This is a genomic window from Rhodobacter sp. NSM (genome assembly GCF_052244495.1).
Classification (GTDB): Bacteria; Pseudomonadota; Alphaproteobacteria; order Rhodobacterales; family Rhodobacteraceae; genus Cereibacter_A.
Map to the genome: position 1 here is coordinate 33,378 of NZ_JBQPXH010000016.1, position 20,716 is coordinate 54,093.

Consider the following 20,716-nt stretch of genomic DNA (forward strand, 5'->3'; position numbering starts at 1 on the left):
AATAGAGGAGCGGGCTTTAGGCTGCATAGCGCCAAAATGTCGAGAGGTCCCAGCGCAATCACAGCCGACAGCCGGTTCGATTTTTGCGTTCCCCCCTCCTCTGGTTCCTCCCCGGCGCCAAACGTATGCGGGGGGGGCGCAGCGCGGCGGTTCGCTAGCGTGAGGCAGTTTCACCGGGGAAGCCAGGCGGAAGCCACCTTGCGACCTGATGCCGGAATTCGTGAATCAGATCAGCGGCTTGCGGAATCGGGAACTGGCCGGGCTGGATTCCCGGTGGGAAGCCAGGGAAGCCACCTCCGGGGAAGCCAGGTGGGCGGAAACCACCACGGGAAGCCAATTCATTAGAAGCCGTCCCCCTCCGTCAGGGTAGTTGTCGCCGGTTCTGAATCTGGAAGTGTATCCTGAGGCGGGCGGGACAGGACGACGGGTTTGGCTTACTCACCGGAACGGAAGGCGGCGGTTCTCGCGAAGATGCTGCCGCCGAACAACATGCCCCTGGGCCAGTTGGCCAAGGAGGAAGGGATCAGCGTAGCGACGCTCGCGAAATGGCGGGCCGAGGCGCGGGCGAAGGGGCAGTTCCTGCCTGACGCCAATGCCGGTCCCGAGGGCTGGACCTCCGAGGACAAGCTGGCGGCGGTGATCGAGACGTCCGCGCTGAACGAGGCCGAGCTCGGCGAATACTGCCGGCGCCGCGGGATCTATCCCGAGCAGCTGGCCGTCTGGCGCGAGGCCTGCGCACGCGCCAACGACTGGGAGCGGGTGGCCAGCAGCCGGATCGCCCGCGAGACGCGCGACGACAAGAAACGGATCCAGCAGCTGGAGCGTGAGCTTGCCCGCAAGGAGAAGGCGCTGGCCGAGGCCGCCGCGCTGATGATCCTCAGAAAAAAGGTGGACGCGATCTGGGGCCGCAAGGACGGCGAGGACGAATGACCTCCGCCTCGGATCGCCATGAGGTTGCCGCCCTTGTCGCCACGGCCACGGAGACAGGTGCCCGTGAGGCGGCCGCCTGTGCCGAGATCGGCCTCAGCCCGCGCACGCTGCGCCGCTGGCAGGGCCCCGACGGCGGGATCCGCGAGGATCGTCGCCCCTCCGCAGACCGCCCGACGCCGGCCAACAAGCTCTCGGACGAGGAGCGCGACCGGATCGTGGCGACCTGTGCCGGTCCCGAGTTCGCAAGTCTTCCACCAAGCCAGATCGTGCCCCGGCTGGCCGATCGAGACATCTACATCGGATCGGAATCCGGCTTCTACAGGGTGTTGCGCGAGCGTGGGCAGAACCATCGCCGCGGCCGCGCCCGACCGGCTGCGCGCCGCAAGCCACCCACCAGCTTCGAAGCCAAGGCCCCGTGCCAGGTCTGGAGCTGGGACATAACGTGGCTCCCCGGACCGATCGCCGGCGCCTTCTTCTACCTCTACCTCATCGTCGACATCTTCAGCAGAAAGATTGTCGGCTGGGAGGTCCACGACCGCGAGGCCTCGGACTTCGCGGCCGAGGTGCTCAAGCGCGCCGTCTGGTCCGAGAAGTGCCTGACCAGCCCGCTCGTACTTCACGCCGACAATGGCAGTCCGATGAAGGGCGCCACCATGAAGGTGACGATGGAGCGGCTGGGCGTCATCGCCTCCTTCAGCCGACCGCGGGTGTCGAACGACAATCCGTTCTCCGAGGCGCTGTTCCGGACCTGCAAGTACACGCCCCGCTGGCCTCGCCACGGCTTCGCGACGATCGACGAGGCGCGGGCCTGGGTCCAGAGCTTCGTGCGCTGGTACAATCTCGAGCACCGCCGTAGCGCGATCCGCTTTGTCACGCCCGAGCAGCGCCACCGCGGCGAGGACCACGCGCTGCTCGCCGAGCGCCACCGCGTCTACCAGCTGGCCCGCGCCGCGCATCCGGAGCGCTGGTCAGGCAAGACCCGCAACTGGCAGCCCATCGGCTCGGTCTGGCTGAACCCCGAGCGGCCCGATGCCGGGCGCGGAGGCCATGGGTCCGCCGACGCGCTCCCCCATGAAGCTGGCGGCGGCGGACCCATGGCCGGGCCGGCCGAAAAGGCAGCCTGAAAACGAGCGACTGGGACAACTGCGTTGACGAATACCGTGCTTGGTGCCAGCGCGGATGGCGACGGGTTTCGCGGTGTCGGTGTCGTCGGGCGTCTGCACCGGTTCCGCCTTGGGCTTCGCCCTCCGCACGCTGGCTACGGCGCTGGCCACCACCGGCTCGATCCCGATGGCCTCCAGCCCGGCCTCGGTGGCGATCAGCGTGGTGCCATGTCCGTCGCGGGTCTCGCGCCACATCGGCTCGCCGCGGCGCAGATTGGCCTTGACCTCATCGAGCCAGCCGCGGGCGATCATCTTGCCGACAACCATCTTGGCGGCGGCACCGACCAGCCCCGCGGGCAGCGGCAGGGCGAGGTTGCCGGGCCGGGTCGCTGCGCGGGACAGGATCAGAGACTGGGTGTCGGATGGGGTGGTCATCGGGGCCTCCGTGGCTGTGGGCGCGCGGTGTGCGCGCCTTCTACGGACGTTCGCCCGGCTTACGCGGCCCCACTGGGGCCACGGTCCGGGCTCACCCCCGTCATCGGACGGGGCGGCCTTCGCGCCGTGGGGGCGCGTCAGGCGACGTGTTCGCCTTCCTTGAAGGCGCTATCGGTGATCTGGCGCAGCAGGCCCGCGTAGTGCTTCAGCGCCCCGACGTGCCCCCAATGGATCTCGTCGGGGTGGGTCTCGAAGTGGTCGTCGCTAAGGGACTTCAGGCGCTCCAGCATGATGTCGATCTCGGCTTTGGCGGCGATAAAGGCGTCGAGGGCTTTGGAATTGTCGGTGGCGCGGCGGGTCATGGCGGGGCATCCTTCGGTGAGTTGCATCGTCCTGGTGCCAACACCATCGCTCTGTCGGGCGAATGATCGTAGGCAAATCGGAGCAATATCAGTGCTTTCTGATCGCTCCGGTCAGATCAGCCGCATCTCGGCCAGCGTGCGGCTGGCGGCACCAAGCTGGGCGGTCGGCAATTCGATCTTCAGGTGCGACAGGACGTCGGAGGCGTCCGCCAGGATCCCGATCTCGCGCAACGCCTGCTCGATGACCTCGGCGATGGCGTCTGGGCGGCTCAGGTCGAAGCCCTCGGGAAGGGTTGAATAGTCGATGCGGATGGTGGTCGTGGTCATGGTGAAACCCTCCTGGGATCGGCGCGATGCGGCCTGTTGATGGACAACAGAATCGCTCCGGAGGGGGAGACAATCAACGGCAATAATTCTATTTTCCTGTTGATTTTCAATATCTTGATAGGCTTCACGGCGCCATGAAAGGCATGAGCGAGCGCGAGTACGCGGCCCATTCCGGGCTGTCGCGCGGCGGAGTGCAGAAGGCGCGCAAGAACGGGCGGCTGGTGATCCATGACGACGGGTCGATCAACGCAGCGGCCTCGGATGTGCGGCGGGCGGAAATGACGGACCCAGACCAGCAGCGCCGGTCGCTTGGTGGGGATGGGCTGGCCAGCGGCCCCGGCGACACGACGTCCTACATCAAGGCCCGCACGGCGCTAACGGTTTACGCGGCGCAAGAACGCCAGCTGGCGGTCCAGAAGAAGAAGGGCACGCTGGTCGACCGTGCAAGGGCGGAGACCCTTGTCTTCCGCCTGGCGCGGCAGGAACGGGATGTCTGGGTGACCTGGCCTGGACGGGTGGCCGCGCTGATGGCGGCGCAGATCATGGCGGAGGTGGAACGGCAATCCGGGGCATCGGTGACGATCGAGACCGCGATCATGCAGAGGGTGCTGGAAGCCCATGTCCGCGAACAGCTCGACTCCCTCGCCGACCTCCGGGTCTCGCTTGCATGATGAGGAGGACGACAACGATCTGACCGCAGGTCTCGACCTCGGCTTCGACGGCGCCGAGGACCTGCTGCGGGTCTGGCGGCAGGGGCTGCGGCCCGATCCGAACCTGACGGTGTCGGAATGGGCGGATCAGCATCGCTGGCTGTCCTCGCGCGGCGCGGCCGAGCCGGGGCGGTACCGCACCGCCCGCGCGCCCTATCTGCGCGAGATCATGGATGCACTGTCGCCCAGCCATCCGGCGCAGCGCATCACCTTCATGAAGGCGGCGCAGGTAGGCGCAACCGAGGCGGGCAACAACTGGATCGGCTTCGTCATCCACCACGCGCCGGGGCCGATGCTGGCGGTGCTGCCGAGCCTGGAACTGGCGAAGCGCACCTCGCGCGGCCGATTGGACCCGCTGATCGCGGACAGCCCGGCGCTGCGCGAACGGGTGAACCCGGCCCGGTCGCGCGATGCCGGGAATTCGATGCTGTCGAAGGAATTCCCCGGCGGCATCCTGGTGCTGACAGGGGCCAACTCGGCCACCGGCCTGCGGTCGATGCCCGCGCGCTATGTCTTCCTCGACGAGGTCGACGCCTACCCGGCCTCGGCCGACGAGGAAGGCGATCCGGTCACGCTGGCCGAGGCGCGGACGACCACGTTTTCGCACCGGCGCAAGGTGTTCATGGTCTCGACCCCGACGATCCGGGGGCTGAGCCGGATCGAGCGCGAGTTCGAGGCATCGGACCAGCGGCGCTACTTCGTCCCCTGCCCGCACTGCGGCACGATGCAGTGGCTGCAGTTCGACCGGCTGCGCTGGGCAAAGGGGAAACCCGAAACCGCCGCCTACCACTGCGAAGGCTGCGAACGTACCATCGCCGAGCATCACAAGACCGAGATGCTAGCCCGCGGCGAATGGCGACCGACAGCGGTTTCTAGGGATCCGAAGGCCATCGGCTTCCACCTCTCGGCGCTCTACTCGCCCTTGGGCTGGAAAAGCTGGTCCGACGTGGCGCGGGAATGGCTGGCGGCCCAAGGGTCGGACGACACGCTCCGCGCCGCGCGCAACACCCTTCTGGGCGAAACATGGGTCGAGTCGGGCGACGCGCCGGAGTGGCAGCGGCTTGCGGATCGGCGTGAAACCTGGAAGCCGGGCACCGTGCCGATGGCCGCTCTGTTCCTGACCGCCGGGGCCGACGTCCAGAGGGACCGGATCGAAGTCGACATCTGGGCCTGGGGCCGGGGCCTGGAGAGCTGGCTCGTCGATCACATCGTCATTCCGGGCGGGCCTGACGATCCGGCCGCCTGGGACAAGCTGACCGCTCTTCTCGGCCGGTCGTGGCAGCATGCCAACGGCGCCTTCATGACCGTGGCGCGGCTTGGCATCGACACCGGCTACGAGGCCGCGGCAGTCTATGCCTGGTCGCGCAAGGTCGGGTTTGAACAGGTCGCGCCGCTGAAGGGCCTCGAAGGGTTCAACCGGTCGGCACCCGTGTCTGGCCCGACCTTTGTCGACGCCACCATTGGCGGCAAACGGCTTCGCCGTGGCGCGCGGCTCTGGTCGGTGGCCACGGCGACGTTCAAGGCGGAGACCTACCGGTTCCTGCGGATCGAACGCCCCTCGGACGAAGACCGAGCGCTGGGCGTGCTAGACGCGCCCGGCACGATCCATCTGCCCGGCTGGGCCGATACCGAATGGCTGAAGCAGCTGGTGGCCGAACAGCTGGTCACCATCCGCAACAAGCGCGGCTATGCCCATCAGGAATGGCAGAAGATGCGCGAGCGGAACGAGGCGCTGGACTGCCGGGGCTACGCCCGCGCAGCGGCGTGGATCCTTGGTGCCGACCGCTGGGACGAAGCCACATGGCGGCGGCTCGAAGCGCAGGCGGGCGTGGAAACGCGACTGCCAGTGGCTGTCGCAACAGACGCCACACCACCCGATCCGGCCCAGCCCAAGGCCGGAACCCTGACCACGCCACGCCGGAAACGGCGGGCCTACACCCCGAACTTCATGAGGGACTGATGGACCTGGAACGCATGCAGGCCCTGCTCACGGCGCTGCAGGAAGCCCGCTTCGCCGGGCTGCGCAGCGTCAGCTATGACGGCAAGACCGTGACCTATGGCTCGGACGCAGAACTGGCGGCGGCCATTCGCGATCTGGAAGCGCGCATTGCGGCGGTCAGCGGCAACTCTTCCCGGCGCCGTCGGTGGGGCACCATCGCCACGAAAGGCCTGTGACGATGGTCTTCGACGCCTTCCGGGCACGCCTCGGCAGCATTATCGGCGGGTTCGACGCCGCGCAGTCCCATCGCCGCATGCGCGGGTTCCGCGCCACCCGGGCGCATGTGAACACGCTGATCGCCGCCTCGGGCGAGACGATCACCGCCCGTGCGCGCTGGCTGGTGCGGAACAACGGCTATGCCGCGAACGCGGTCGATGCCTTCGCGAACCATGTCGTCGGCGACGGGATCAAGCCGTCGTCGAAGATCGCCGATGTCGCCAAGAAGGAAGAGCTGCAGAAGCTCTGGCTTGCCTGGACCGACGAGGCGGATGCCGAGGGGCTAACCGACTTCTTCGGCCTCCAGCGCCGGGCCGCGCGCGAGGTGTTTCTGGCGGGCGAGGTCTTCCTGCGCATCCGGACGCGGCGGCCGGAAGACGGCCTGACCGTGCCGATGCAGCTGCAGATGCTGCCGTCAGAAATGCTGCCGCAGGACATGACCCGCGTCCTGCCCGGCGCGGGATCGATCCGGCAGGGGATCGAGTTCGACGGCATCGGGCGGCGCGTCGCCTATCACTTCCTGCGCCGCCATCCGGGGGACATGACCGACCCGGGGCTGGTGGGTGAGACGGTTCGCGTGCCCGCCTCCGAGGTGATCCACATTCTGGACCCGGTCGAGGCGGGCCAGCTGCGCGGGGTGTCGCGGTTTGCGGCAGCCGTCGTGAAGCTCTTCACGCTGGACCTCTACGACGATGCGGAGCTGGAGCGGAAGAAAACCGCGGCGATGTTCGCGATGTTCATCACGTCGCCCGCCCCGGAAACCGCCCTCGATCCGGCCGAAGACGATCTCGAGGTGGAACCGGGCCAGGTCGTGCGGCTCGACCCCGGCGAAGACGTCACCACTCCGTCCACTCCGGACTCGGGCAGCACCTATGAACCCTTCCAGTACCGCACGCTGCTGCAGATCGGAGCCGCGCTGGGCGTGCCCTATGGCTATCTGACCGGCGACACCGCGAAGGGCAACTTCTCCAACACCCGAATTGCCCTCGTCGACTTCCGCCGTCGCATCTCCGCCTTCCAGCATTCCGTGATGGTCTATCAGCTCTGCCGGGCGGTCTGGACGCGCTGGATGGACATGGCCGTGCTGGCCGGTGCCATCGACCTGCCGGGCTATGCCACCGACCGGCGCCAATACCTCGCCTGCGACTGGCTCCCCACCAAATGGGACTGGATCGACCCGGCTAAGGATGCCGCGGCCGAGATCCTGCAGATCGAAGCAGGCCTCAAATCCCGCACGCAGGCCATCGCCGAGCGGGGATACGACGCCGAACAGGTCGACCGGGAAATCGCGGCCGAACGCAAGCGTGAGGCTGAACTGGGGCTGGACTTCCGGCGGCCGGGATCCCCGGCACAGGCGGTGGGTGGCGGCGCTGGGTCGGGTGATGCCGAGGGTGAGCAGCGAGACCAGCAGAAAGAAGAAGACGCGGACAACCTCGGCGAGGACCGGGAACCCCGGCCCGCGGAGGACGCATGATGCACCACACCCAGATCGCCCAGCGCGTGTTCAACACGCCCCTGATGGTCGATCCCGGCAAGGCGCTGGCCTTCCTGACCGGGCTGGGGCCTCGGATCACCGGGCAGGAGATCAGTGTCGAGGGGCTGGAAATCGCGGCCGAAGACGGGAATGTAGCCGCCCTGCCCGCCCGCGCCTCGCTCTTTGGCAACGACCTGACCAGCCGCCAGACGCGAAACGGCAGTCAGCCCTTCGCTGTGGTGGACGGGATCGCGGTCATCGAGATCGCGGGCACGCTGGTCCATCGCGGCGCCTGGATCGGGCAATCCTCGGGGCTGACCTCCTACGAGGGGATAGCGGCGCAGTTGGAGGCGGCGCTGGACGACCCTGCCATTCGCGGCATCGCCCTCGACATAGACAGCTTCGGTGGCGAGGTGGCCGGGGCCTTCGATCTGGCGGATCGCATCCGGGCCGTGCGTCAGGTCAAACCCGTGCAGGCTTTCGTCGCTGATCACGCCCTCTCGGCCGCCTATGCGCTGGCCTCCCAAGCCGACCGGATCATCCTGCCCCGCACCGGCGCTGTCGGCAGCATCGGCGTCGTGGCCATGCACAACGACATGAGCGGGGCGCTGGACCAGAAGGGCATCGCCGTCACGCTGATCCATGCCGGGGCCCGCAAGGTCGATGCGAACCCGTATCAGCCGCTGCCCGAGGCCGTCCGCGACCGCATCGCGGGCGAGTTAGAGGACCTGCGCCAGCTCTTCGCCGAAACTGTCGCCGAAGGGCGCGGCCGTCGCCTCGACACCCTTCGCGCGCTGGGCACCGAGGCCGCCGTCTTCCGCGGCGAGGCGGCGGTCTTCGCCGGTCTCGCCGACGAGGTGGCCGATCCGGTCACCGCCTTCCGCGCTTTCGCCGCCACACCCCGCGGCACAACCACCCCCAGAGGAAAGGGCCCAATGATGACCACTGCCCCCGAAGATCATGCGCAGCCTTCAGTCGCGCTTGCCACCAGTCCTGCGCCGGAACCGGCCCCGCCCACGGCAGTCGCGCCGCCGCAAACCGCAGCGGCCGCGATATCACCCGAAGCAATCCGCGCCGAGGCAGCGGAGGTCGCACAGGTCTGCGCACAGGCGGCGCGCCTCGGCATCCAGATCGATGCCGCGGATGCGGTCGCCAAGGGCGTGAAGCCCGAAGCGCTGCGCGCCAAGGTGCTGGCCGATCTCACCGCCCGGGGTGATGCCGCGGGCATCATTGCCACCGCCCCGGCTGCAGGCGCGAAGGAAAGCCCCATTGTCGCGGCCGCGAAAAAATCGGCCGCCGCCTTGCGCTGATCACGGCACCGACCACTGCCGCGCGCGCCATCGAGCAGCGCACCCCATCCCCCGAACACCCTGGAGACTGAACCATGCCCGTCCTGACGGAACCGCCCAGCATGGGCGATGTCCTCAAATATGAGGTCAACCCGAACTACACCCGCGAGGTGGTGACGCTGCTCGCGGGCACGCCCTACCCCGTCGGCGCCGTCCTTGGCCGCATCACGGCCAGCGGCAAGTACAAGCTGGCGACCAGCGGCGGGTCGGACGGCGCGCAGACTGCCTCGGCCGTTCTCCTCTATGCCGTGGACGCAACCCTCGCGGACGCCACCGGCATCGTCGTGGCCCGTGGCCCGGCCATCGTCTCGCGCGCGGGTCTCGCCTACGACGCCACCGTCGATGACGGGGCAAAGATCACCACCAAGATCGGCCAGCTGGCCGCCGCAGGCATTGTCGCGCGCGACGGCGTCTGATCCCCCTCATTCCCCCGGAGCCCCACCATGACCCTCGTCCGCAATCCCTTCGACGCTGGCGGTTACTCGCTAGCCGAGATGACGCAGGCCATCAACATCCTGCCCAACCTCTACACCCGCCTCGCCCAGATCGGCCTCTTCCGCTTCGAAGGGGTCAGCCAGCGCTCGGTCATCATCGAACAGTATGAGGGGGTCCTGAGCCTGCTGCCCTCCGTCCCCCTCGGCGGTCCCGCCACCGTCGGCACGCGCGAAGGCCGGTCCATGCGGTCCTTCGCGCTGCCGTGGATCCCGCATGACGATGTGGTCCTGCCTGCCGACATCCAGGGACAGCCCGCGCTGGGAGGCGCCTTCGACGCGGCCGATCCCCTCGTCGAGGTGATGAACCGCAAGCTTCTGCTGATGCGCCGGAAGCACGCACAGACCCGCGAATACATGGAGATGAACGCGCTGCGCGGCATCGTGAAGGATGGCGCCGGGACCACCCTCTACAACTACTTCACCGAATTCGGCCTGGCGCAGATCTCGGTGGACTTCGTGCTGGGCACGGCGGGAACGAACGTGCAGGGCAAGGTCCGAGAGGTGCTGCGCGCCATCGAGGACAATCTGCTGGGCGAGGCCATGACCTCCGTCCATGCCCTCGTCAGCCGCGAGTTCTTCGACAAGCTGATCGCGCACCCCAAGACCGAGGAAGCCTACAAGTTCTACGCCTCGACCGGCGCCCAGCCCCTGCGCGAGGATGTGCGGCGTAACTTCCCCTTCGGCGGCATTCTCTTCGAGGAATACTCCGGCACCGTCACCCTCTCGACCAAGACCACCGAACGGCTGGTCCCGGCGAACGAGGGCATCGCTTTCCCGCTCGGCACGATGGACACCTTCACCACCTATGGCGGCCCCGCGAACCTGCTGGAAACGGCCAACACCATCGGCCTGCCCCTCTACGCCCGCCAGCATCTCGACGAGAAAGGCCGCTGGATCGATGTGATGACCGAGGCTTCGATCCTGCCCGTCAACAAGCGGCCGAGGCTGGCGATCCGCTTGCACACGTCGAACTGACGGACGCACCCCGTGTCCGTCTTTGCCGCCGCCATGGACCGCATCTTCACCCATGCCTCCATGGCGGCCCCGGCCCTCTGGATATCGGCCACGACGTCCGAGGAACGCCCGATCCGCATCATCCGCCGCGCGCCCGACCGCGTTACCGACTTCGGCGCGGGTCGCTTCGTCAGCGACACGACGGTGGTGGATGTGCGCGTGGCCGACCTGCCCGCCCCGCGACCCGGCGACGTGATCGTCATCGGCGCGGACAGCCATGTGATCCAGGGGGAGCCACTGCGCGACCAGGAGCGGCTGATCTGGACGCTGGACCTGAGGCCAGCATGAAGCTGAAGCTCGAAATCAGCCCCGACCTCGCCGCCCTGATGCAGGCGGAAATCGCTGCGGGCGAGAAGGCGGTCACGACCGCCATGCGCGAGGCGGGCGCGGGCCTCAAATTCGCCTGGCGCGGCCAGATCACCGGCGCGGGGCTCGGCACCCGGCTGGGCAACTCGATCTGTCTCGCCACCTATCCCAAGGGCAGCGAGAGCCTGAACGCCGCGGCGCTGGTCTGGTCGAACGCGCCGGTCATCGTCGGCGCGCATGACACCGGGCCACTGATCCGGTCGCGAAACGGCTTCTGGCTGGCCATCCCAACCCCGGCGGCGGGAAAATCCACCCCCGGCGGCCGCATCACCCCCGGTGAATGGGAGCGCCGCACCGGCCTGCGCCTGCGGTTCATCTACCGGCGCCGGGGCACGAGCCTGCTGGTGGCCGAGGGGCGGTTGAACAGCAAGGGCCGCGCGGTGGCATCGCGGTCGAAAACCGGCCGCGGTCTGACAACTGTGCCGATCTTCCTCCTCGTGCCGCAGGTCAAGCTGCGCAAGCGGCTCGATCTGGCGCGGGATGCCGAGCGGGCCATCGACGGCGTGCCGGGGCGGATTGTGGCGGGGTGGTTGGCATGAGGAAATCCAGGAAATCCTTTAATATCAAACTACTATAGTCGCGCCGCGCCGGAAGACGATGGCGCACCGCCCCAAGTGGTCGATCACTTTTTTTTGCGACCGCGGAAAAGCAGTTGACTATTTCGCAATCATTCGCATCTAACACACGTGAGTTCGCTGCCTATCGGCTTCGAACCAATCGAGGTTTCGGTCGCTGAACCAGCGTAGCAAATCAGCGACCACCTTACACCCCGAGCGATGACATGCAGCCGGCCAGATCCCACGGTGGTGAAGTGCGGATCTTTGCGATACTGTTATCCGCATGATAGCAGGTTATGAACTTTGCTTTGATTGTCTTGTTCCTACGGACCCCGAAGCCAAGGATGACCACGAAGTCTCCATAGGCAACTGCTGCCGAACGAGTGGGATCATAGGCTTTTTTCGCCTTTAGGTAACCTTGATACCAATCAACGCCTGGCTCGAGAAGTGTAGAGCCAATCCAGTCAATACGCTGAGCACGCGGAACAGAGAATGCATCTTTGTTCCCGTCACGCTGCGTCGACTCGAAGAATGCATGATAAAAATCCCTCGTGTCAAAATAAACGCGGATACCATCGCGTGTAAGGACCGTTCCATTTACATAATGGTTAACGAAATACTGACGGTATGCAGCTTCATCAGCAAGGATTTTAAGGGCCGGGAGCGCCATCACCACCCGCCCTGCAAATTTATCTTGAATATATTAATCTTCTTCGCGTTGCGAAAAGTCGGCGTCAGAGCCTTTCCAAGTCGCTCTTCCACTTCCAAAACAAGCCGCTCTTTTGCCGATCCTGCACGCAATGTTCCATTCGCCCGAGCACTCACAGCGCCTAAAAGAAGATCGCAAAACTGAATCAAAACTACCTCGCGAGACGGCAGTGCCTGAACACAATGAACAGTCGCCCAAAGGTTGGCATTGGAAAGGACCCTTCGAAGGGTTTGGAAACGCTCAGGATCACGATTTGATTTCAAATCACAAAAAATGCGATACTCATTGAAGTCATGAATCCACTGATGCAGGAGCTGATAATAGAACTTATAGAATCCAAGTTCTTGATCGCCGTTATGGCGACCAAAGTCTACATGCTCACGTTCGACCATTATGCATCGAAAACGCAGATTTTCGCCATGTGCGAAGAAGAGGTCAATAATGTCCAAAAAGAAGGGCAACTTTGAAGGTGACACCTTACTCCACTTAATCTCTCCCCAAGCTTGGTGCTTCGCGCGAAGATCCTTGATCTTGCCCTTTAGCTCATCCCGCAGTGTATCAGGCAACCAGAGACTACCAATCATTAAGTGGCGAGCTTTAGGATTCTGAGAGGTAAACAGGTCCGGAAAGGCTTCATCACAATAGACTTCGAACTTCATGTTGCCTGCCTCAGAACTCATATGTGCGGCCTTAGCCAACGACCTTATAGTTCAGTTGGAGCCATGACGTCCACATCCCGAGACATTTCGCGCCTCGAATGAGCGCACACAGGGATCCTTAAGCCGGAAAGGACGCGGCAGAGAAGGTTGCGGACTCATAGAAAGTCGAGACCAAATGCCCACGACCCGCGAAACCGTCCTCGCCGCGCTGCATGCGCGGCTGCTACCGCTTGCCGCCCTCACCCTGCGTGACGAGGTGCTGCCCGAGCGGATCCCTGCGGCAGGGCTGATCATCCTGCGCGACGGCCAACCGGGCGATCCGGAAGTCACGCTGTCACCCCTGCGCTACCACTACCAGCACCGGGCGGAGCTGGAGGTAGTCGTCCAGGCTGGCCCCGGCCGGGCTACCGCGTTCGACACCCTGATCGCCGCTATCGGCGCGGCGCTGGAGGCGGATCGCACGCTCGGCGGCCTCTGCGACTGGGTCGAACCCGAGGCACCGGCTTCGGTCGACTTGCCCGTCGAGGGTGCCGCGGCGCTCAAGGCGGCGGTGATCACCGTCGTACTGCACTACACCACGACCGGCCCCCTGGCCTGACACCCCCACATCCAAGGAGACCCCCATGGCACGCGCACACGGCGCGCGGGCGCAGATGGCGCTTGCGTTCGAAACCGTCTACGGCACCCCGCCCGCCAACGGCTACCGGTTGATGCCCTTCGCCCGGACCACGCTGGGCGCGGAACAGCCTCTGTTGAACAGCGAACTGCTGGGCTACGGCCGCGATCCCCTGGCGCCGATTAAGGACGCCGTCACCGCCGACGGCGAGGTGGTGGTGCCGATCGATGTGGAGGCCTTCGGCTTCTGGCTGAAGGCGACCTTCGGCGCCCCGACCACGACGGGCACCACTCCGAAGACCCACACCTTCCAGTCGGGGAACTGGACCCTGCCCTCCATGGCCATCGAAGTGGCCATGCCAGAGGTGCCGCGCTTCGCGATGTATGCGGGCTGCGTGATGGACCAGCTCAGCTGGCAGATGAGCCGGTCGGGGCTGCTGACCGCCACCGCCCGCCTGATCGCCCAAGGCGAGGCGATTGCAGCCGTCACCGCGGCAGGGACGCCCACCGCGCTGGGCTTGCAGCGCTTCGGCCATTTCAACGGGGTGGTGAGGCGGAACGGCACCGCCTTGGGCAACGTCGTCTCGGCCGAGATCACTTATGCCAATGGCCTCGACCGGATCGAGACCATCCGCAACGACGGCAAGATCGAGGGCGCCGATCCCGGCATGGCCGCGCTGACAGGCCGGATCGAGGTGCGCTTCGCAGACTCGGCACTGGTGACCCAGGCCATCGACGGCACGCCCTGCGAGTTGGAATTCGCCTACAGCCTCGGCGCGAATGCCAGCTTCACCTTCACCGCCCATGCCGTCTACCTGCCAGTCCCGCGGATCGAGATCCCCGGGCCCCAGGGCATTCAGGCGACCTTCGAATGGCAGGCCGCAAAGGCTACCAGCCCCGCCCGCATGTGCACCGCCGTCCTCGTCAACACCGTCACGGGATACTGACCATGATCCGACTGAACCTTTCGAACCGACCCGAATGGCTGGACCTGCTGCCCGGCCTTCGCGTGCTGGTGGCCCCTCTCACCACCGCGCTGATGGTCTCGGCGCGCGCCGATCCCTTGATCGACAATTTGTCGGAGGCATCAAGCCAGGAGGACATGGCGCTGGCCATGGCCATGGCCGTCGCCCGCCGCGCGGTCCTGGAATGGGAAGGCGTCGGCAACGATGACGGCAACCTCGTGCCCGTCACCCCGGCCGGGATCGACGCCCTTCTCGAAATCTGGCCGGTGTTCGAAGCCTTTCAGGCGCAATACGTCGCCCGCGGCCTGATGCTGGATCAGGAAAAAAACGCCTCCGCGCCCTCGCCGACTGGTCCTTCGGCGGGGGCGACGGCTACTGCGCGGCCTGCGCGGGCCCCTGCCCGGACTGCCCCGCAAGACTGAACCGGCCGCAGACGGTCGAGGGCTGGCAGGTCTGGGACTTGACCCAGCGCCTCGGTGGCCAGCTGCGCATCGCGCCGGGGGCCGTCATCGGATGGGACATGGGCGCCGCCCTCGCGCTGGCGCAAGCGCTGGGCATCAACCCCCTGATCACCGCCGAACTGCTGCCCGAGATCGAGGCGGTGATGGTGCGCAAACTGAACGAGCAGATGGAAGGACGCCGGAATGGCTGAGAAGAAGGTCTCCGTCCGCCTCGTGGCGGAGGGCGGACGTCGCGTGCGCGCCGAACTGGAGGGTGTGGGCGAGGCCGGTGCCCGTGGCTTTGGCCGCCTGTCGCGTGAAATGGAACTGGCGAACACCCGTCTGGCCGCCTTTGCGCGCCAGGCTGGCCTTGCCCTTGGGGCCGCCGCTGCCGCGGCCACGGCCTCGCTCGGGCTGATCGTCCGATCCACCGCCGAGAGCGCCGCACAGATGCGCCAGTTCGCGCAGGTCGCCAATGCCACTCCTGAAGCGCTGCAGCGCTGGTCGGCCGGGGCGCGGACGGTCGGGGTCGAGCAGGAGAAGCTGGCCGACATCCTGAAAGACGTGAACGACCGGGTCGGCGATTTCCTGCAGACCGGCGGCGGGCCGATGGCGGACTTCTTTGAGAATGTCGCCCCGCTTGTAGGTGTGACGGCCGACCAATTCGCACGTTTGTCGGGTCCGGAGGCGCTACAGCTTTACGTCGATACCCTCGAGCGCGCCGGTCTCAGCCAGCAGGAGATGACCTTCTATCTGGAGGCGATGGCCTCGGACGCCACACGCCTGCTGCCGCTGCTGCGCAACGGCGGCGCGGAAATGGCCCGGCTTGGCGAGCAGGCCTCCGATCTCGGGGCGGTGCTGGACAGTGATGCGCTGGAGGCACTCCGCCGCACTCAACTGGCGCTGGGCACGGTATCCCTCGTGTTCGATGGTCTCCGGAACCGCATCGCCGTCGCCGTGGCCCCGACCATCGAGGCGCTGGCAAATGCCTTTGTGGCGCTGGCGTCCGATGGCGGGATCCTGCGGTCTGCCATCGATACTCTGATCGCCAACCTTGGCCGCCTAGCGTCCTATGCCGCGACCTTCGCTGCTGTCATGGCGGGGCGCTGGGTCGCTGGTATGGCGGCCGCGGCCCTCTCCGTGCGCGGCCTCGCCACCGCGCTGGTCTTCCTGCGCGGTGCCCTCATCCGCACCGGCATTGGGGCGCTGATCGTCGGCGCGGGCGAGCTGGTCTATCAGTTCTCACAGCTGGTGGCCCGGGTCGGCGGGGTGGGTGAAGCCTTCCGCCTCCTCGGCGATCTGGCCCGCGAGGTCTGGTCCCGTATCGGGCTGTCGCTGGATGCAGCCCTCGCGCGGATGGCCGCCGGATGGGAGGGGCTGAAGGCGGCGGGTCTCTCGGCCCTGGAAGCCACCATCGCAGGCGTCGTCAGCTTCGGTGACCGGACGGCCGCAATCTTTCAGGGGGCCTATGACGCGGCGGTCGCAATCTGGGGCAGCCTGCCCGGGGCCATCGGCGACTTCGCCTTCCAGGCCGCGAACGGGCTGATTTCCGGGGTGGAGGCGATGCTGAACGGCGTCGTCACGCGCATCAACAGCTTCATCGAGACGCTGAACGCAGCGCTGGCCCTCCTGCCCGAATGGGCTACGGGCGAAGGTGGCGTGCGGATCGGTATCCTCGACCCGGTGGAACTGGGGCGCATCGGCAATCCCTTCGAGGGGGCCGCGACCGCTGCGGGCGCTGCGGCGGCGGATGCCTTCTCGGCCGCGCTGTCGCGGACCTACCTTGAACCGCCTGATCTTGGCCTCGGCGCGATGGCCGAGGATGCCCGCGCCCGGGCCGACGGCTATCGCGAGGCGGCCGGGATGCTCGCCGATGCCGCCGGTCGGCCGCTGGCCAGCTGGCAGGCGCTGAAGGATGCGGTGACCGGCACGGGGACCGAAGCAGAGACCGCACTTGCCGATGCGGCCGCCTCGGCCGGTGCCCTCACGGCCGGGCTGAACGACACCGCCACCGCCGCCGAGGGCGCAGGCGGTGCAGCGCGCGACGCCGGGGCGGCTGCCGCCGAAGGCGCGGACACGGCCCTCTCCGGCTGGCAAGCCGTCACCGCCGCACTCGCCGACTACGCCGCGAAGGCGCGCGACATCGGCGGGGACATTGGCAGCGCACTGGTGGGCGCCTTCCAGAGCGCGGAGAATGCCATCGGTGACTTCGTGAAGACCGGCAAGCTCGACTTCCGCGACCTGGTCACGTCTATGATCGCCGATCTCGCCAAGCTCGCCGCGCGCCGTTTCATCCTCGGCCCCATTGCGAACGCCCTCTCCGGCGCGCTGGGTGGGGCAAGCGGCATTTTCGCGAACATCCTGCATGCGGGCGGGATGGTTGGTGGCCCCGGCCGGATGGTCCCGGCACTGGCCTTCGCGGGCGCGCCGCGCATGCACAACGGCGGCTGGGCCGGGCTGCGCCCCGATGAGGTGCCCGCGATCCTGCAACGCGGGGAGCGGGTTCTCTCCCGGCGCGAGGCGGCGGGGTACGGCCAAGCGGGCGCGTCGACTGTCAACGTCACGATCAACGCCCGCGACGCAGAGAGCTTCCGCCAGTCCCGGACGCAGGTCGCCAGCGACATCGCACGCGCCGTGTCGCTGGGCCGAAGGGGGATGTGATGGCATTTCACGAGGTCCGGTTTCCGGACAACATCGGCCGTAGCGCGCGCGGCGGCCCCGAGCGGCGCACCCAGATCGTCGAACTGGCGAGCGGGGCCGAAGAGCGCAATGCCAGCTGGGCCAATTCGCGCCGCCGCTATGATGTCGCCTATGGCATCCGCCGCGCCGATGATCTGGCGGCGGTGGTCGCCTTCTTCGAGGCCCGCAACGGCCGCCTGCACGGCTTCCGTTTCAAGGACTGGGCCGATTTCAAGTCCTGCCTGCCATCGCAGACGCCGGGGCCAGCCGATCAGCCGATCGGCACCGGCAACGGGTCGGCTACTCTGTTCCAGCTCACCAAGCGCTACACCTCGGGCGCGCAGTCCTGGACGCGCGCCATCACCAAGCCAGTCGCCGGTTCCGTCACCATCGCCCTGAACGGCACGCCATAGGCTTCAGGCTGGTCAGTTTCGACCACGACCGGCCTCGTCACCTTCACCACCGCCCCCGCCGCGGGCGTGGCCATCACCGCAGGCTTCGAATTCGACGTACCCGTCCGCTTCGACACCGATGTCCTCGACGTCACCCTCGACCTCGAACGTCTCGGGTCGATCACCTCGATCCCGCTCGTGGAAATCCGCACATGAAGTCCCTGAACCCGGCGCTGCAGGCCCATCTCTGGCGACACTGTCAGCTGGACCGGCCCCTCGGGCGATTGGGGCCTGCGCCGGATGATCCTGCACTACGCCCATCTCTGCGGCGTCGCGGGCGGTGTCGATGCCTTCCTCATCGGGACCGAGATGCGCGGGCTGACGACGATCCGCTCCAGCACCAGCGCCTATCCGGCCGTCACTGCCTTCAAGGCGCTGGCGGCGGATGTAAAGGCCATCCTCGGGCCGGGCACCAAGGTGGGCTATGCTTCCGACTGGTCGGAATACTTCGGCCACCGGCCCGGCGACGGCACGGGAGACGTCTATTTCCACCTCGACCCGCTCTGGTCGGACGCCAACATCGATTTCATCGGCATCGACAACTACATGCCTCTCTCCGACTGGCGCGACGGCTTCGACCATGCCGATGCCCTGCAAGGCTGGCCCGCGATCCATGACCGGGGCTACCTGAAGGCGAACATCGCGGGTGGCGAGGGCTTCGACTGGTTCTACGCCTCGGCCGCCGACCGGTCGGCACAGATCCGGACCCCCATCACGGATGGAGCCGCGGGCAAGCCGTGGGTCTTCCGCTACAAGGATCTGCGCGCCTGGTGGTCGAACCCGCATTTCAACCGACCGGGTGGGGTGGAAAGCGGTACGCCGACCGCATGGGTGCCGCAGTCGAAGCCGGTCTGGTTCACGGAACTGGGCTGCCCCGCCATCGACCGTGGCACGAACCAGCCCAACGTCTTCTTCGACCCGAAGTCGTCCGAGAGCTTTACGCCCTACTTCTCGCGCGGCTGGCGCGACGACGCGATCCAGCGTGCATATCTCGAGGCCAGCTATCTCTGGTGGGGAACCTCGACCAACAATCCGGTTTCGGCCATCTACGGCGGCCGGATGGTCCACGTCCCGGAATGCGCCGCCTGGACCTGGGACGCGCGCCCCTATCCGTTCTTTCCGGAACTGACCGGGATCTGGACCGACGGTCCCAATTGGCGGCTCGGCCACTGGCTGACGGGGCGGCTGGGCGCGCTGTCATTGGCCGCGCTGGTGCGCCACCTCTGCCTGCGCGCTGGGCTTACAGAAGACCTGATCGACGTTTCCGGCCTCTGGGGCGCGGTCGAGGGCTATGTGATCGGGGCCATTGAGTCACCCCGCGCGTCGATCTCCACGCTGGCCCGGCAATTCGGCTTCGATGCCATCGAGACCGAAGGCGTGATCCGTTTTGTCATGCGCGGCCGCGCCTCGGTCGCCACGCTGGCCATCGATGATCTGGTCTCCAACCGCGAGGGCGAGGCGTTCGAGTTGACGCGCGGCCAGGAGACCGAACTGCCGCAGGCGCTGAAGTGGCAGGTCGCCCGCGCCGACGAGGACTATGACGCGGCGCTGGTGGAAGCGCGCCGCATCACCGTCGACACGACGCGCATCGCGTCCGAGTCTTTCCCGATGGCAATCCCGCCCGAGGAGGCGGTACGCCGGTGCCGCCGCGCGCTGATGGAAGCCTGGATCGGACGGTAAAGCGCCACCCTTCGCCTGCCGCCCTCGCGGCTGGCTCTGGACCCTGCCGACGTCATCCGCCTCTCGCATGACGGCCGGGAGGTCGAGTTCCGGCTGGTGTCTGTCGCTGATGCCGAGGCAAGGGGCATTGAGGCCGTCCGCCAGGACCGCGCCACCTACGATCTGCCACCCGGGGACCCCCGACCCGCGTCGCTCGCAAGCCCCGTCGTCTTCGGCACGCCTGAGGTGGTGATGCTGGACCTGCCGCAGATTTCGGAGGACCAGCCCGCACATCGCCCCCTGATCGCCGCCCATGCCAGCCCATGGCCTGGCGAGATCGCCGTGTTCCGCAGCGCCTCGACGGATGGGTTCGCGCTACTGACGACCTTCGGCAGTCGGGCGCGGATCGGCACCTTGGCTCTCGACTTCTTTCCGGGCCCTACCTCACGCTTCGATCTCGGCAACGCGCTGGTGGTCGATCTCCTGTCTGGAACGCTGGAAGGCGTGACCGACGTCGCGCTCTTCGGCGGGGCGAATGCGCTGGCGGTCGAAAGCACTGCAGGCCAGTGGGAGATCGTCCAGGCGGGTCAGGCTGAACTGATCGCGCCGAGCAGGTACAGCCTGACCCGCCTGCTGCGCGGCCAGCGCGGGACGGAACCCGCGATGGGCAACCCGGCCCCCGCCGGGGCTCGAGTTGTGGTCCTGGACACCGCGCTGTCCTCGCTGCCCATCGCCGAAGCCGACCTCGGACTGCCGTGGAACTGGCGGGTCGGCCCGGCCGCCCGGGCGGTCAGTGACGCGAGCTATGCCGCGCTGGGCTTCACCCCCACTGGCCGGGGGCTTGTTCCCTTTGCGCCGGTCCATGTCGAACAGCCATGGCGAACGGCACGCAGCCCCGGCGATCTGACCATCCGTTGGACCCGGCGGTCGCGCGCGTTGGTCGCCGATGCCTGGGAACAGGTCGAGGTGCCGCTGGCCGAGGACCAGGAATCCTACGACGTCCAGATCCTCGACGGCGCTGCGATCAAGCGGACGCTGACCAGCACCACAACCTCTGTCCTCTACACCGCCGCCCAGCAGACCGCCGATTGGGGCGCGCCGCTCGGGCCGGGGCAGACGCTGGCCATCCGCATCTACCAGCTTTCGAACCGCCTCGGCCGCGGCACGCCTGCCGCGGTCACGATACAATTCTGATCCCAACC

19 protein-coding genes and 3 pseudogenes are annotated in these 20,716 nt (G+C 67.1%); 17 read left to right on the top strand and 5 right to left on the bottom strand.

Features of this window, described 5'->3' with window-relative positions; genetic code table 11:
• Positions 1-471: 471 nt before the first annotated feature.
• Positions 472-1,955, top strand: a pseudogene (locus tag ACTVZP_RS19335) (IS3 family transposase); the annotation flags it as partial.
• On the opposite strand, the gene ACTVZP_RS19340 reads toward ACTVZP_RS19335, so the two are convergent.
• From ACTVZP_RS19340 to ACTVZP_RS19350, 3 genes are all read right to left on the bottom strand, one after another.
• Positions 1,899-2,468 (bottom strand): hypothetical protein, encoded by a 570-nt coding sequence (locus ACTVZP_RS19340; protein WP_443213804.1) that lies wholly within the window; start codon positions 2,466-2,468, stop codon positions 1,899-1,901. The pseudogene ACTVZP_RS19335 and the gene ACTVZP_RS19340 sit on opposite strands and share 57 nt — an antisense overlap.
• A gap of 137 nt (positions 2,469-2,605) precedes the next feature.
• Positions 2,606-2,830, bottom strand: coding sequence for a hypothetical protein (locus ACTVZP_RS19345; protein ID WP_443213805.1), 225 nt, complete (start codon positions 2,828-2,830; stop codon positions 2,606-2,608).
• A gap of 111 nt (positions 2,831-2,941) precedes the next feature.
• On the bottom strand, positions 2,942-3,157 hold the full coding sequence (locus tag ACTVZP_RS19350; protein ID WP_443213806.1) for a hypothetical protein: 216 nt from the start codon (positions 3,155-3,157) through the stop codon (positions 2,942-2,944).
• 134 nt (positions 3,158-3,291) lie between these two features.
• On the opposite strand from ACTVZP_RS19350, the gene ACTVZP_RS19355 reads away from it, so the two are divergent.
• From ACTVZP_RS19355 to ACTVZP_RS19395, 9 genes are all read left to right on the top strand, one after another.
• Positions 3,292-3,828, top strand: coding sequence for a hypothetical protein (locus ACTVZP_RS19355; RefSeq protein ID WP_443213807.1), 537 nt, complete (start codon positions 3,292-3,294; stop codon positions 3,826-3,828).
• A complete protein-coding gene (locus ACTVZP_RS19360) occupies positions 3,776-5,827 on the top strand; it encodes a phage terminase large subunit family protein (protein WP_443213808.1) in 2,052 nt (683 codons plus the stop codon). The genes ACTVZP_RS19355 and ACTVZP_RS19360 overlap by 53 nt, the downstream gene beginning before the upstream one ends.
• Positions 5,827-6,042: a phage head-tail joining protein gene (locus ACTVZP_RS19365; RefSeq protein WP_443213809.1), complete on the top strand. Its 216-nt coding sequence runs from the start codon at positions 5,827-5,829 to the stop codon at positions 6,040-6,042. Before ACTVZP_RS19360 ends, ACTVZP_RS19365 begins: the two co-directional genes overlap by 1 nt.
• 2 nt (positions 6,043-6,044) lie before the next feature.
• The gene (locus tag ACTVZP_RS19370) at positions 6,045-7,556 is read left to right on the top strand and encodes a phage portal protein (protein WP_443213828.1); all 1,512 of its coding nucleotides are present in this window, start codon (positions 6,045-6,047) and stop codon (positions 7,554-7,556) included.
• Positions 7,556-8,866 (top strand): S49 family peptidase, encoded by a 1,311-nt coding sequence (locus tag ACTVZP_RS19375; RefSeq protein WP_443213829.1) that lies wholly within the window; start codon positions 7,556-7,558, stop codon positions 8,864-8,866. Before ACTVZP_RS19370 ends, ACTVZP_RS19375 begins: the two co-directional genes overlap by 1 nt.
• Positions 8,867-8,940: 74 nt before the next feature.
• Entirely contained in the window at positions 8,941-9,321 is a 381-nt protein-coding gene (locus tag ACTVZP_RS19380) for a head decoration protein (protein ID WP_443213810.1), read from the top strand.
• Between the two features lie 27 nt (positions 9,322-9,348).
• The gene (locus tag ACTVZP_RS19385) at positions 9,349-10,374 is read left to right on the top strand and encodes a major capsid protein (RefSeq protein WP_443213811.1); all 1,026 of its coding nucleotides are present in this window, start codon (positions 9,349-9,351) and stop codon (positions 10,372-10,374) included.
• A 12-nt stretch (positions 10,375-10,386) separates the two neighbouring features.
• Positions 10,387-10,701, top strand: coding sequence for a head-tail joining protein (locus ACTVZP_RS19390; RefSeq protein WP_443213812.1), 315 nt, complete (start codon positions 10,387-10,389; stop codon positions 10,699-10,701).
• The gene (locus ACTVZP_RS19395; protein ID WP_443213813.1) at positions 10,698-11,318 is read left to right on the top strand and encodes a DUF6441 family protein; all 621 of its coding nucleotides are present in this window, start codon (positions 10,698-10,700) and stop codon (positions 11,316-11,318) included. Before ACTVZP_RS19390 ends, ACTVZP_RS19395 begins: the two co-directional genes overlap by 4 nt.
• 223 nt (positions 11,319-11,541) lie before the next feature.
• Here ACTVZP_RS19395 and ACTVZP_RS19400 read toward each other — a convergent pair whose 3' ends face one another.
• Positions 11,542-12,006, bottom strand: coding sequence for a hypothetical protein (locus ACTVZP_RS19400; RefSeq protein WP_443213814.1), 465 nt, complete (start codon positions 12,004-12,006; stop codon positions 11,542-11,544).
• Positions 12,006-12,704: a DUF3800 domain-containing protein gene (locus ACTVZP_RS19405; RefSeq protein WP_443213815.1), complete on the bottom strand. Its 699-nt coding sequence runs from the start codon at positions 12,702-12,704 to the stop codon at positions 12,006-12,008. Before ACTVZP_RS19405 ends, ACTVZP_RS19400 begins: the two co-directional genes overlap by 1 nt.
• Before the next feature lie 175 nt (positions 12,705-12,879).
• Here ACTVZP_RS19405 and ACTVZP_RS19410 point away from each other — a divergent pair, with 175 nt between their 5' ends.
• The 7 genes and pseudogenes from ACTVZP_RS19410 to ACTVZP_RS19440 form a co-directional block, all read left to right on the top strand.
• Positions 12,880-13,302, top strand: a complete 423-nt coding sequence (locus tag ACTVZP_RS19410; RefSeq protein WP_443213816.1) for an acyl-CoA transferase — start codon at positions 12,880-12,882, stop codon at positions 13,300-13,302.
• A 25-nt stretch (positions 13,303-13,327) separates the two neighbouring features.
• Positions 13,328-14,266, top strand: a complete 939-nt coding sequence (locus ACTVZP_RS19415; RefSeq protein WP_443213817.1) for a phage tail tube protein — start codon at positions 13,328-13,330, stop codon at positions 14,264-14,266.
• Between the two features lie 2 nt (positions 14,267-14,268).
• A complete protein-coding gene (locus ACTVZP_RS19420) occupies positions 14,269-14,706 on the top strand; it encodes a hypothetical protein (RefSeq protein ID WP_443213818.1) in 438 nt (145 codons plus the stop codon).
• A 38-nt stretch (positions 14,707-14,744) separates the two neighbouring features.
• Positions 14,745-14,936, top strand: coding sequence for a DUF7697 family protein (locus ACTVZP_RS19425; protein WP_443213819.1), 192 nt, complete (start codon positions 14,745-14,747; stop codon positions 14,934-14,936).
• Positions 14,929-17,385, top strand: coding sequence for a phage tail tape measure C-terminal domain-containing protein (locus ACTVZP_RS19430; RefSeq protein WP_443213820.1), 2,457 nt, complete (start codon positions 14,929-14,931; stop codon positions 17,383-17,385). The genes ACTVZP_RS19425 and ACTVZP_RS19430 overlap by 8 nt, the downstream gene beginning before the upstream one ends.
• A pseudogene (locus ACTVZP_RS19435) lies at positions 17,385-18,011 on the top strand (phage distal tail protein, Rcc01695 family). The gene ACTVZP_RS19430 and the pseudogene ACTVZP_RS19435 overlap by 1 nt, the downstream one beginning before the upstream one ends.
• 27 nt (positions 18,012-18,038) lie before the next feature.
• Positions 18,039-20,708: pseudogene (locus ACTVZP_RS19440) on the top strand (baseplate multidomain protein megatron); the annotation flags it as partial.
• Positions 20,709-20,716 lie beyond the last annotated feature (8 nt).